This window comes from Pantoea stewartii subsp. stewartii (genome assembly GCF_008801695.1).
GTDB lineage: Bacteria > Pseudomonadota > Gammaproteobacteria > Enterobacterales > Enterobacteriaceae > Pantoea > Pantoea stewartii.
In genome coordinates this window covers 1-11,510 of the sequence record NZ_VZPF01000110.1, presented here as the reverse complement: position 1 = coordinate 11,510, position 11,510 = coordinate 1, and the positions used below count along the sequence as shown (strand labels likewise).

Below are 11,510 nucleotides of genomic sequence, written 5' to 3'. Positions count from 1 at the left end.
ACACGATTTCCGGTGACGTAATTTCGGTTCCACCATTAGCACTGGCAGTGAGTTTACCCGGGGTCTGGATGGTGATGTCGTGCCCGGCAGCTACTTCTACAAATGCGGCACCATCGTCTGTGCGAAGTTGTGCGGCGGTTGGGCTGATATTGCTGATTTTCTTTGCCTGTGACTGTGGACCCGGTATGACAAACGCATCACTGAAATCGTGATTTCGGCCGCTGTTTGAGTTCTGAACGCCGCCGTTCTGCCACCAAAAATCGAGATCCCGACTGCTGATAATCACAAGGCATTCGTCACCTGGCTTAACTGGAAAGGTTAGGGTGCAACCGCCGCCGCGGGGAAACACCACAGGTGCATCGAGCAGCATTGGGAACTGCTGGGCATCATAATTGAGTCGATCGATTGATGTGCTGTTTTCGGGAATAATCGGTATTGCTCCCATAACGCCAACATCGACCTCACAGCTGACGGTTTCCGGATCGAATGAACGGATAATGCCAGGGTAAGCAACACGTGTTTTCTGCATCGCCAGGCCAACGCAGGAATCAAAAGCCTCCAATGAGTCAACCGGCCGTAATATCGACATAGTAAACCTCTCAGCCAGCTATGCGCTGGCATGGGAATGAACCTATAACGCGCGGCTGATCCATGTTTGTGCGGATGAGCTCAACGTTCAAAAAACGGTTGTTACTGCCATCCGGATGCACATACTCAAATCCGTAATTGTTGCCGTCTCTGGCTGGCATGAGAGTCATCTCAACCCGCAAACTATCTTTTCCCAATTCAGTTATTTTTTGGGACGTGACTCGTTGTCCATTGATTTTAGACATTTCACCCAAAGTGGCCTTGCTATATCCTGTTCGACGCTGGACTTCTGATAATCGAATAAATGACTGCGACATATTTACCTCATAACGTCTATTACGGTTTACAAGGTTAATTCAAACAAATAATGGCTTTGTTGAATAAATGGATTTTATGCTGTGGTACTATGAAAACGGTTGTTTCAGATAACATAAAATCAATGCATTACATGCTTGCGTATGACGGTGTTCTGTCTGGCATCAGCGTTTTCTACCAAAACAGTGCAGACAAAACAGAATGATTACCTATTATTCAACAAAGCCTATTTAAATAGGAAAAAATAATGTTATAGGTTTCTTGATTCTTTTCTCTGTCGAATTCTGAGAGGCGGAGCAGATGATAAACTCCAGCCATTGCCATTGCTGCTTGTTCAGCGGATACAACGCGTTGGCGCTTAAGGTGATGTGGCATATTTAAAATGTTTTCACGCATGACTCTTCACCTTCATTAATTGTCTAATGAAGTCTACTGTAGTCTACAAGGACTGTCTATCCATACAGCTACGAGGTGTGCCCAAACGTACCATGCACAACAACGTTGTCGCCGTTTTCCAGCGATTCCATGTAATCGGCATACCACTGCAACATTACCCGTCTGCGGTCGAGATACTGAGCATGATTATAGGTGCCGCGAATGGAGTTTTTATCGACGTGGGCCAATTGGATTTCTATCCAGGCACTGTTATAACCCTGCTCATGCAGGATAGTGCTCATTGTGTGCCTGAAACCGTGCCCGGTAACCTTGCCATGATAGCCAATACGTTTAAACACCTGGTTAATACTGGCCTCGCTCATGGTTTTTTGCGGGTCATTTCGCCCAGGGAAAAGTAGCGGATACTTTCCGGTAATCTCGCGGATCTGACTGATAAGCTGTAAAGCCTGGCTTGAGAGTGGCACGATGTGTGGGCGACGCATCTTCATTCGTTCGGCTGGTATTTCCCACTGAGCACTATCCTCATCAATTTCAGTCCATGCTGCGGCACGTAGCTCACCAGTTCGGACGCCGGTCAGAATTAGCAGGCGTGCAGCCATAACCACCAGTTGGCTACCTGAGTACTGAGAAAGTGCATAGAAGAACGCGGGTAATTCAGCGGCAGGCAAGAATGGGTAATGCTTTGCCTCATGCCCCAGCATGGCTCTGGTAAGGTCCGGTGCCGGATTATATTGGGCGCGGCCAGTGACTATCGCATAGCGAAAAACTTCACCGCATCGCTGGCGCACCTTTTTTGCTTTCTCCGTTGCGCCGCGGCTTTCGACCACTTTCAGTAGATTTAGCAGATCGAGGGGCTTAACTTCGGCAACAGGGGTCCGGCCAATAAAAGGGAACACGTCTTTTTTGAAAGAATCCATTATGGATGTGGCGTACAACTCAGACGACCATCGTTTAATCCTGCTGGCGTGCCATTCAAGAGCGATATCCTGAAAGGAGTTCTGGCTCTGCATCATGCGCTGTTGACGTTCCTCCCGCCTGGCCACGTTTGGATCAACCCCGCGAGTCATACCCTTTTTAGCCTGTTCCCGCTGCTCGCGTGCATCTGCCAAACTAACATCGGGATATACGCCAATGGCCAACAACTTTTCCTTGCCATCGATGCGATATTTTAGCCGCCAATAACGAGAGCCATTTGGGTTTACCAAAAGATATAAGCCACCACCATCAGACAGCTTGTAAGGCTTTTCACGCCCTTTAGCAGTATCAACCTGTCTCGCATTAAGTTTCACTTTTGGGGGTATCTCCAGTAGACCGAACAGCTTATACCCCCAAATGTACCCCCTGATTAGAGTTGATTGCAATAGATGTTAGTAGACGTTGGGATAGTTTGTTGGTGGTTATTTTTATGATTTTAAAGGGAAAAGTATACTTTGCAAGACGGTGTGAGAAGTGAATAAAGTGTCCCTGCAGGAATCGAAAATGTGTTTATTGTTATGTTTTTTAATGATTATTTTCATATGTATTTTTTCGATACCATCATGGATACCATCAGTCGATAAAAATGTCTCATTAAGACCATAGAGATCGGCCTATTTTGTCAGTTCCAATAACGAATAGATGAATGAAAGAACGGCGGGACAGGGGACTGGCAAATCTGCTATTAGGCTGAAAAATGATCAAAAAAGTTATCACACCCACGCATTATACAATGCTGCTCGCAAACCAGCGCCAGCTCTGGAAGTCAGGGGGATACACCCTAAAGTATTTTTTTCACTTTATGTATACCATAATGGCTTTAAATCACTCACCATCCAGCGCTATAACCGGGTTTAACCGTGTATACCATCGCCCATGTGACATGACGTATTTTCATTCATAAAACTCTTTATTGTATCGAATTTGACACAATACCCGCCCGCAGCAATCAGGCCGTCAAGCAAATATCGTTGTGCTGTTCATGACACACCTGATCCCTCAAGAATTGCTCACAGCGAGAAAGAATATGGATAACCCGGACAAAATTTCCGTCCCTGAGGTCACTGCAGTGACAGAGCCGCAGTCCTCTGCGGAATGCTTCACCTTTGGCGATCCCATTCCCGTACTGGACCGGCGCGAACTGCTGGACTATGTGGAATGCGTGCAGATGGATCGCTGGTATGAGCCGCCGGTGAGTTTTGCAGGGCTGGCACGTACCTGGCGAGCAGCCGTGCATCACAGTTCACCCATTGCCGTTAAGCGTGACATTCTCAGCAGTACCTACATCCCTCACCGCCTGCTCAGTCAGCAGTCTTTTGCCCGTTTCGTTCAGGATTATCTGGTGTTTGGTAATGCCTATCTGGAAAAGCGTACTAACCGGCTGGGCGGTGTCCTCACACTGGAGCCAGCGCTGGCGAAGTACACACGGCGCGGCGTTGACCTGGAATCCTACTGGTTTGTTAACTATGGTCTGACAACGCAGCCTTATGAGTTCACCAGAGGCAATATTTTTCACCTGATGGAACCGGATATTAACCAGGAAATTTATGGGCTGCCCGGCTACCTCTCCGCCATTCCGTCAACCCTGCTCAACGAGTCCGCAACGCTGTTCCGCCGGAAGTATTACATCAACGGCAGCCATGCGGGCTTCATCATGTACATGACCGACGCGGCGCAGAATCAGGAGGATGTGAACAACATCCGCAAGGCAATGAAAAGCGCCAAAGGGCCGGGCAACTTCCGCAATCTGTTTATGTACTCACCCAATGGCAAAAAGGACGGCATCCAGATCATCCCGCTGTCAGAGGTGGCGGCGAAAGATGAGTTTCTGAACATCAAGAACGTGAGCCGTGATGACATGATGGCAGCGCACCGCGTGCCGCCGCAGATGATGGGTATCATCCCCAGCAACACCGGCGGCTTTGGCGATGTGGAAAAGGCCAGCCGTGTTTTTGTCCGCAACGAACTGATGCCGCTGCAGAAGCGACTGCAGGAGCTGAATACCTGGCTGGGCGAAGAAGTGATCTGCTTCGAGCCTTATCCTTTACAACTTGATGAAAGTGCTGATAACAACAGGGGGTATGTATGGGATGGATCGGCGTTGATCTGGATGGCACGCTGGCGGTGTATCCACCAGAGAGCGGGGCGCTAATAGGTGATGCCATCCCCGGCATGGCGGAAAGGGTCCGCAAATGGCGCAAGGATGATATTGATGTACGAATTTTTACCGTCCGGGCTGGTTCGCGTGCCGGAGTGAAGCAGGTTAAAGCCTGGCTGAGAGCCAATGAACTGCCGGACCTGATGGTGACGAACGTTAAAGACAGCGGCATGGTGGAATTATGGGATGACAGAGCGATACGTGTTATCCGTAATACAGGTTCAGTGTGCGCGGGATGCAACGGCACATCGCAGTTTCACCATCATTCCGGGGATTTCACCAACTGCTGAGCCAGCAGGTATCCCGTTAACCATTGCCTGAGCGCCTCAGCAGCATTCTGCGGGGCGTTCGCTTTATTTATGGCATGAATCATGCCCCGGCACATGCGCCGCTCAGGTTGCCATTTCCCCCCTCTGCGCGCGCTGCCCCCCACGCCTGCCCGCTTCGCTTAACAGAATGGTTTTCATGCACCCCGTAAATCGCCTCAGGAGTCGCCGCACAAGGGCTTTCGCGTAAAAAATAGCGCATGAGACTCATGCGTTTTCATGCGCCATAGACATGCACTCATGCGCTCTCGGGCCAGCCAGGAAAAAGGCGTAAAAAAACCCGGCGCTAAGCCGGGCGTATGTGGGAAGTTTTACTCATCAGACCGGGATTTGCTGACGGCTGGATAGCCTGGATGCAGAGCCATAGCGATTCAGGGTTTGCACCTTCTTGTCTGTGCCTTCCTGCACTGTCTGCGTTTTCCCTTCTTGCTGCGGGCGAGTAATGATCGTATCCACTGATTCAAGCGCAGTAAAAGTGCTTGAACATTCCAGATTCTGGCACTGGTAGTAGGTCCGCTTTACCGATGGAGCCTCGTACTGGCTGGAACGACCATGTGAAATGGCCTGGCAAAAAGGACATTTCAGTGCCATCAGATACCCTCCATATCGCGATTACGTTTCTGCAGCTCTTCACGTTCCTGACGGATCTTCATTTTGTGAAGGGCCGCCGGTGACGGGCTTTTGCTTAAATCGACACGAGCCGCATAATCCGGCGCAACTCCCGCCAGTTTAAACACCGGATCCTGTTCCGGCATCGCATCGTTAGTAAGAGCCGGTTTGGTAATATGTTTGTGAATAAAGTCTTTCAGTACTGTGTTCGGGTCATTAACTGAATTCACCACCCCCACAACGGCACTGGCTTCCCGGCCCATTGTGGTTTTGAGCAGGCTCAGTGTCTGGATTAATGCCTTACCATGCGACTGCATGAAGTCTTCCCAGATTTGCTTTGCGCGAATACCCACAAGGGTGTCGTGCGCGTGGATATACTTTCCGGCTAATTCCGCAGTCTCCTGCGGCAAAAGTGCATTTTCGCATTCCTGAGCCGCCAGTAGCTCATCAAAATCCTCAAGCGTTTCACGCCCCAGCGCAATTTCCGTACGCAGTTTTTTCATTTCCTTTGAGACTACGCCCTGACTTTCACGAAACAGCGTGCGCCACTCCTCATTCAGGGCGTTCGTCGTGACTTCCATTTCAGCGCAGCGCTGGCGGATAGTTGAAATATTATCCGCTGCCGCTTTCTGCTGACGACGTGCTTCAAGCCATGCGTTTCTGGCAGTGTTCAGAGTTTCCAGTGCCCGCTGCGTGACAGCCGGAAAAGTGGAAAGGTTGGTATTCTCTGCGGTGTTGTTCATGACTTCTCCTGTCGGGTTGGTTCGTTACGTCAATTGTGTCGTGGCTGACACAAGCGCACTACCGGTGCTCAGTGTGTGGTGGCTGGCACAACGGGCCTCTGCGGCTATTCAGACGCGGCTATGACAGCCAGCCAGATAAAAACGCCTCTGTTTCAGCCTGCTTTATGTCCCCGATGCGGTGGAACAGGTGGAACAGGTGTTACAGATTTGTTTTGTAAAGCATTTATAGGTACAGCACAGGTGGAACATCGCGGGTAACAAGGTGGAACAGCGGGTTGGCTGACGTTCCACCTGTTCCACCTCACTATTTCAGAAGGTGGAACAGGTTCAGCCCTTGTAAAATACGGTTGTTCCACCTGTTTCACCTGTTACCCTTAATAAATAAGACTCACGCAAAGCCTTAACCCGGCACCTCGCTGTTGAAGACATAGAGCCTGCGGGGATTCATCTCTGGCGGGCGAATGTTTGTCTGCAGCTTGCCATCGGTGGAGGGCAGCAGATATCCACGATCCGCGCACAGACGCGCCACCTTGCGCGGGTCAAATCCCCGGCAGATTTCTTTCCAGCCGGACGGCATGACGTAGAACGTGGTGACAGCTTCCGTGCCCTGCGCGGTACTGCCTTTCTCCACCCTGCGCCAGCCCACCATATTACCGGGGCGGTTGCGCTCGTCGTGCCAGTCAGCAAAGCGGCTGTACTGATTCGCAGTAAAGAAACTGCGTACCTGCTCCAGTGCGGCAATATCTTCCTGATTGGCGGTGTGCCCGCGATCTTTCAGCCATGCGTTCAGGCAGACGCGGGTTGCCCGCAGCGCTTCCCCCTCAGGCCAGCCGGTGATACCCAGACGGGTTGCCAGCTCGCCCGCCATCGCCACCAGTGCAAAGCGGTTCACAGCCCGGCCCACCTGATTGCCCGCATCTTTCGGGGTCAGGGCGGCGGTATATTCCTTCATCAGTGACTTTGCCTGTGCCGTCAGCCCGTTAAGATCAGCGGTCAGGGCTTTCAGCCACTCCCGGAACGGCGAACCGTAGTAACTGGACGTGGCCCACTCCAGATGCTCCGCCAGAGCCTTGCCGCTGTCGAAGCCGTGCAGCTCCTCAAATACGCCAAACTTCCCGGAATCGCTGGGGATCTGGATCATCCTGACTTCCATCCCGGCAAAGGTACGCTCCCCGGCTTTTGCCGCATGTTCGGTCAGTGACAGCTCGCCGGTTGAAAAGAAGAGCAGCCGCCACTGCTTACGGGTGCGCAGCTCACCGTCCGTACCGGCCCGGCCCTTGCCCTGACCGTTTGCCAGCATGTAGGCAATATTGCCCGCCTCGCGTCCGTCCACCTCCCGGATCTCGTCGAGCATCATGGCGGCATCGTTGCGGCGGCTGGCGCATCCCTCCAGTGCGTTGCCGGTTGCCCGCCACGTCTGCCAGTAGTCAGGCCCGCCGCAGACGGAGGTTGCCGCTTTCATGGTGGTGGTCTTACCGTCCGTCGATTCCCCCTTGAGGTGGTAGCCGCCGCCATCCATACCAACCAGCCGTAACAGGGGTGCAGCAAAGGCCAGACTGACGGCAAACGCCACGCGGGAGTTGCCGGTGCAGTAGCGGGATACGTGCTCCCGCCATTCCTCCGTTGTGCCCGACACGCGGAAATCGCGACCCTGCACGGAAGTGGTCTGGAGAATGACCCCCTCTGCACCTTCACCGCTGACCTCATCCTGCAGAACGTAAACCTGACCATGCCAGCCGGTGCGGCTGACGCAGGTCACGCGGCGTTCCGGTTTACACAGCGAGATATATTCCATCAGGCGGGCGCGGGCCTCGCCGGTGGTGCTGATATAGGACAGCCCGTTAACCAGCAGTACCCGGCGCAGCTCCTCACCGCTGCCGCTCAGCATTTCCATTGGCATCGCCCAGCGGCGGCGCTCTCCCCACGTATCTTCCCACTCCAGCAGTCGCCCAAAGTTACCGCCATCGGCATCGCAGGTGATTGCCGTCACGCGCAGCGGGTTGCATATTTTGACGTTCTGGATCTCCGTCTCACCGTTGCGCTGTACCTGTTTTTCATACCAGAGATATTCCTGGGTAAGACGGAATCCGTGCGGCAGCTGCGTGCGGCCTTCCCCACACAGCACCAGACCGTTACGAAAGGCTTCACGGGCGCGGGTAATACCGTGCTCCCGATGGAAATCATTCCAGTCAGCCTTAATCTCTCCCGGTGGCAGCGTCATCCAGCCGCCAACGGCTTTTGCCGCCCGTTCAGCAAAGGATCTGCCGGGGTTTTCGCCCCCGTCCTGAAAATCGTTATCACCGGCGATGATAATTTTTACCTCAGGCCAGCGTGCCCGCAGCGACAGCGCCACGTTGGGCAGGTTGCCCGCAGATATGGCAGCCACTACGCATCCGGCGGTGAGCTGGCTTACCGTCAGCGCCGTGGCGTAACCTTCGGTAATCACCACCTGTACCGGCGGTTCAGGCGGTAACGGGCTGAGCGCCACAAACGCGCCTTTCATCGTGCTGCCGGGCAGTATGCTTTTTTCACCCGTCGGGGCGATAAGCTGCGCACCGGTCACGGCTCCGGCATTGGTGGTGAGCGGTAATAGCAGGGAACCGGCAGGAAAATCCTTGCCGCTGATATGCTGCACGCTCCCGGTCAGGGAGGCCGGGTATCCGGCAAACCCTTTCCCGGTCAGATAGGGGCTTTCTCCCGTGTGGCTCTCTTTCATCAGCGCCGCCACGGTAAGGCTCATGTCGCGTTTAGGGGCTTTTTGCCTGGCGGGCTTAACGGGCAGTTCCTGCACATCCGGCACATTAAGCACCTGCGCCACCTCCTGCGCTGCCTTTCTGACGCCGTAGCCGGTCATGAGCTTAACCAGATCCAGACCGTCACCATTGCCGCACTGGCTGCAAATCCACGTCCCGCGCCCGTCAAGGTCATCGAGGCGAAAACGATCCTTGCCCCCACATTTCGGGCAGGGACCATGCCTGCCGTTTTCAGGTACATCAATACGCAGCATCTGCAGAATAACGGGCCATTTCCCCCGCGCTGCGGCTGAAATCTGCGTAACCGTCTGTGTTGTCATACTTCCCCCTGATACAGCGCCACACCCGTGCTGCAGAAGTCATCAAAGGCCGCCGGAAGCGTGCGGTACAGCTCCGCCATCACTTCACAGCCGCGCACGGTCAGTACCGGCGGCGCGGTCAGCAGTGACGGCTCCAGCATGTCAGTCAGCAGTGCCAGCGCGGCAGCGGCTCCCTGTGCTTCGCCGTACTCGTTAATCAGTGCGCACTCAATATGCAGGGCAATGGCCATTTCAATACGCTCAACCGTCAGGCTGTGCGGACCATACTGCTCGCTGCCGGTTTCGTTCAGCGTTTTCTGCTGCCATGCCGATGCAATAGCCCGCCGGTACAGCGCGGTGGTCATTTCTGCCGGGAAAATGGAAACCTGCGGCTGGTTCATTTTGTACCTCCTTCAATCAGTGCGCAGTTGTGCGCAATATCCGTCAAATCTGCCCGCAGGTATTCCATCAGCGCGGCGACACCCGGCGCACAGCCTGTATCCAGCGCTCCGACCTGAGACGGGTATTCAGAAAAGAGAAGCTGGAGCAGGTCGCAGGCATTTCTTGCGCGGGTCAGCCTTCCGAAACCGTCCTCTGACAATCCATAGGCAAAAGCACTGGTATTGTGTTTTTCAGGCAAAGTGTGGCCCTGAGCACCGTTGTGCCCGTTTGAAATATTCATCGTGGATTACTCCGTTTTCAGCGGTTTTTTGTCAGAGAAACCTGGAATAGTGGCTGTCGTCAGGTTCAGCAGAACGCCGTATGCTGCGATCCCGCCAGCGGGTAAATACCACAGACGGATGCAGTGTCAGCGGCCCGGAACCACTACCGCCCGCCGGAGCTGGCGAAGATTTAAAGAGCGGCGCATCAAACAGGCGCGTATACCGCTGTTCAAACCATGCCAGAGGGCAGGAAGAAAGCTGGTTGTCGCTGTCATGACGTATCAGCACTTCACTGCTGAATTCAGGATTAACCAGCGCCACGGAGGGAGACGCTTCAAGTAATCGGATGATTGTTACGGTCCAGCCACGTTCATGCTGCCAGCGTTCGCCGGGTTGCGGATAATTACGCATGTTCACCTCCGCAGGGAATACGACCGGCAAAGCTCAGCACATAGTCCGGGGCAAGTCTGCGCCGCGCTGACCACTCGTTATCTGCGGTGATCCTTAACATCACAGGACGGGCATTGCGTTGACTGCGGTTGATCGCCGCAAATAACCAGGTACACTTCTGTTTAGCCATCTTCGTTACCTCATACAGCGGATTGGTCAGACGCCTCGGTAGTGCTGCAAACACTCTGGGGCGTTGCTATTTTGTTTTCTTGTATGTAATGTGTCATCACACATAAACACATTACAACGGGTGTAATTGACGTGTCAACACACAAAAGCGAAAGACGTGGTAATCCACCATTCCAGTTCCGACTTGATCCTGAATTGCGTGAATTGATGGAACAGGCACAGCAGCAGGATGGTGATGAATCGCTCGCCGCCTGGATAAAACGAATTCTTCGTAAAGAGTTACAAAGTCGAGGCTTAGAGCCAAAAAATTGATTAATTATTTGGGGAGGATTTTTTCTCCCCAACTTAGTTAAATTTTTCATTATATTCCCTTTATTCCCGCTGACTGAACCTTAACCCACTGCCTAATTTCTTGTGCATCGTAGATTGTTACTCTTTCGGTTAATCGAGTTGCCTTGGGAAATCCGGGTTTGTTTTTTGTCCAGCGCCAGAGAGTTACTGAACTGATGTTGAGAAAATCAGCTGTGTGTTTAGCTCTGGCATTGCCTGACAGGGGGTAATTTTTTTTTGTCATATGAATCACCTGCAATCCTACTTAACGTAATGAAAGGAACGGATGCAGGCTACTTTTAGGTTTGCAGTAATGCGCGGAGTTTTTGAAAATTCGTCAGAATTATCAAAAATTATCTACCTTTTACCTGCTCTTTGAAGCCAGTCATCTAAAGTATCATCAGTGATTTCAGGGAGTTCCATTTCATGAACGGTTTTTCTACTCAGATGATCTTTTATTTGAGTAATAGATGAAAATCTCATCATATCTTCCGTCACCCCTAAATAACTGCTCGGAATAGTAGATCACTTAGAGGGAACTCAGTCCGGTTTATGCGATCTGATCAATCGCTGAATATCCCAAATCACCAGCCGGACTGAGCAATGTCGATCATAGCACCAATACCCAGAACCGAACGACGCCTGATGCAGAAAACTATCCATAAAACAAAGGACAAAAACCACGCCCGGCGGCTCACCGCCATGCTGATGCTGCATCGTGGTGACACCGTCAGTCATGTTGCCAGAACACTCTGCTGTGCCCGCTCATCGATTGGT

Annotated in this window: 14 protein-coding genes and 1 pseudogene; 4 read left to right on the top strand and 11 right to left on the bottom strand. The window is 52.6% G+C overall.

Features of this window, described 5'->3' with window-relative positions; all coding sequences use genetic code 11:
* The 3 genes from F7Q90_RS22935 to F7Q90_RS22920 all read right to left on the bottom strand — a co-directional run.
* On the bottom strand, positions 1-529 hold a 529-nt coding region (locus F7Q90_RS22935; RefSeq protein WP_249042832.1), incomplete at its 3' end, for a Gp138 family membrane-puncturing spike protein.
* Positions 530-1,119: 590 nt separating this feature from the next.
* Complete coding sequence (locus F7Q90_RS22925; protein ID WP_071988771.1) at positions 1,120-1,299, bottom strand: hypothetical protein; 180 nt, start codon at positions 1,297-1,299, stop codon at positions 1,120-1,122.
* Positions 1,300-1,367: 68 nt separating this feature from the next.
* Positions 1,368-2,588 (bottom strand): tyrosine-type recombinase/integrase, encoded by a 1,221-nt coding sequence (locus F7Q90_RS22920; protein ID WP_006120325.1) that lies wholly within the window; start codon positions 2,586-2,588, stop codon positions 1,368-1,370.
* A 713-nt stretch (positions 2,589-3,301) separates the two neighbouring features.
* Between F7Q90_RS22920 and F7Q90_RS22915 the strand changes: the two genes are divergently transcribed.
* A complete protein-coding gene (locus tag F7Q90_RS22915; RefSeq protein WP_006120326.1) occupies positions 3,302-4,426 on the top strand; it encodes a phage portal protein in 1,125 nt (374 codons plus the stop codon).
* On the top strand, positions 4,360-4,722 hold the full coding sequence (locus tag F7Q90_RS22910) for a hypothetical protein (protein ID WP_044242354.1): 363 nt from the start codon (positions 4,360-4,362) through the stop codon (positions 4,720-4,722). Before F7Q90_RS22915 ends, F7Q90_RS22910 begins: the two co-directional genes overlap by 67 nt.
* A 354-nt stretch (positions 4,723-5,076) precedes the next feature.
* On the opposite strand, the gene F7Q90_RS22905 is transcribed toward F7Q90_RS22910, so the two are convergent.
* From F7Q90_RS22905 to F7Q90_RS22875, 7 genes are all read right to left on the bottom strand, one after another.
* Positions 5,077-5,349 (bottom strand): ogr/Delta-like zinc finger family protein, encoded by a 273-nt coding sequence (locus F7Q90_RS22905; RefSeq protein ID WP_006120330.1) that lies wholly within the window; start codon positions 5,347-5,349, stop codon positions 5,077-5,079.
* The gene (locus F7Q90_RS22900) at positions 5,349-6,110 is read right to left on the bottom strand and encodes a phage polarity suppression protein (protein WP_006120331.1); all 762 of its coding nucleotides are present in this window, start codon (positions 6,108-6,110) and stop codon (positions 5,349-5,351) included. The genes F7Q90_RS22905 and F7Q90_RS22900 overlap by 1 nt, the downstream gene beginning before the upstream one ends.
* Positions 6,111-6,510: 400 nt before the next feature.
* A complete protein-coding gene (locus F7Q90_RS22895; protein ID WP_006120333.1) occupies positions 6,511-9,183 on the bottom strand; it encodes a TOPRIM and DUF927 domain-containing protein in 2,673 nt (890 codons plus the stop codon).
* Positions 9,180-9,563 carry a DUF5375 family protein gene (locus F7Q90_RS22890; protein WP_006120334.1) on the bottom strand — a complete coding sequence of 128 codons (384 nt, stop codon included), beginning with the start codon at positions 9,561-9,563 and terminating at the stop codon, positions 9,180-9,182. The genes F7Q90_RS22895 and F7Q90_RS22890 overlap by 4 nt, the downstream gene beginning before the upstream one ends.
* Positions 9,560-9,844, bottom strand: a complete 285-nt coding sequence (locus F7Q90_RS22885; RefSeq protein WP_006120335.1) for a hypothetical protein — start codon at positions 9,842-9,844, stop codon at positions 9,560-9,562. The genes F7Q90_RS22890 and F7Q90_RS22885 overlap by 4 nt, the downstream gene beginning before the upstream one ends.
* A gap of 31 nt (positions 9,845-9,875) precedes the next feature.
* Complete coding sequence (locus F7Q90_RS22880; RefSeq protein WP_006120336.1) at positions 9,876-10,235, bottom strand: hypothetical protein; 360 nt, start codon at positions 10,233-10,235, stop codon at positions 9,876-9,878.
* A complete protein-coding gene (locus tag F7Q90_RS22875) occupies positions 10,228-10,404 on the bottom strand; it encodes a host cell division inhibitor Icd-like protein (RefSeq protein WP_006120337.1) in 177 nt (58 codons plus the stop codon). The genes F7Q90_RS22880 and F7Q90_RS22875 overlap by 8 nt, the downstream gene beginning before the upstream one ends.
* Positions 10,405-10,535: 131 nt before the next feature.
* On the opposite strand from F7Q90_RS22875, the gene F7Q90_RS22870 reads away from it, so the two are divergent.
* On the top strand, positions 10,536-10,715 hold the full coding sequence (locus F7Q90_RS22870; protein ID WP_014071213.1) for a hypothetical protein: 180 nt from the start codon (positions 10,536-10,538) through the stop codon (positions 10,713-10,715).
* 49 nt (positions 10,716-10,764) lie between these two features.
* Here the strand turns inward: F7Q90_RS22870 and F7Q90_RS22865 are convergent, their stop codons facing one another.
* A complete protein-coding gene (locus tag F7Q90_RS22865; RefSeq protein ID WP_071988772.1) occupies positions 10,765-10,977 on the bottom strand; it encodes a helix-turn-helix transcriptional regulator in 213 nt (70 codons plus the stop codon).
* Between the two features lie 359 nt (positions 10,978-11,336).
* On the opposite strand from F7Q90_RS22865, the pseudogene F7Q90_RS22860 reads away from it, so the two are divergent.
* Positions 11,337-11,510, top strand: a pseudogene (locus F7Q90_RS22860) (IS630 family transposase); the annotation flags it as partial.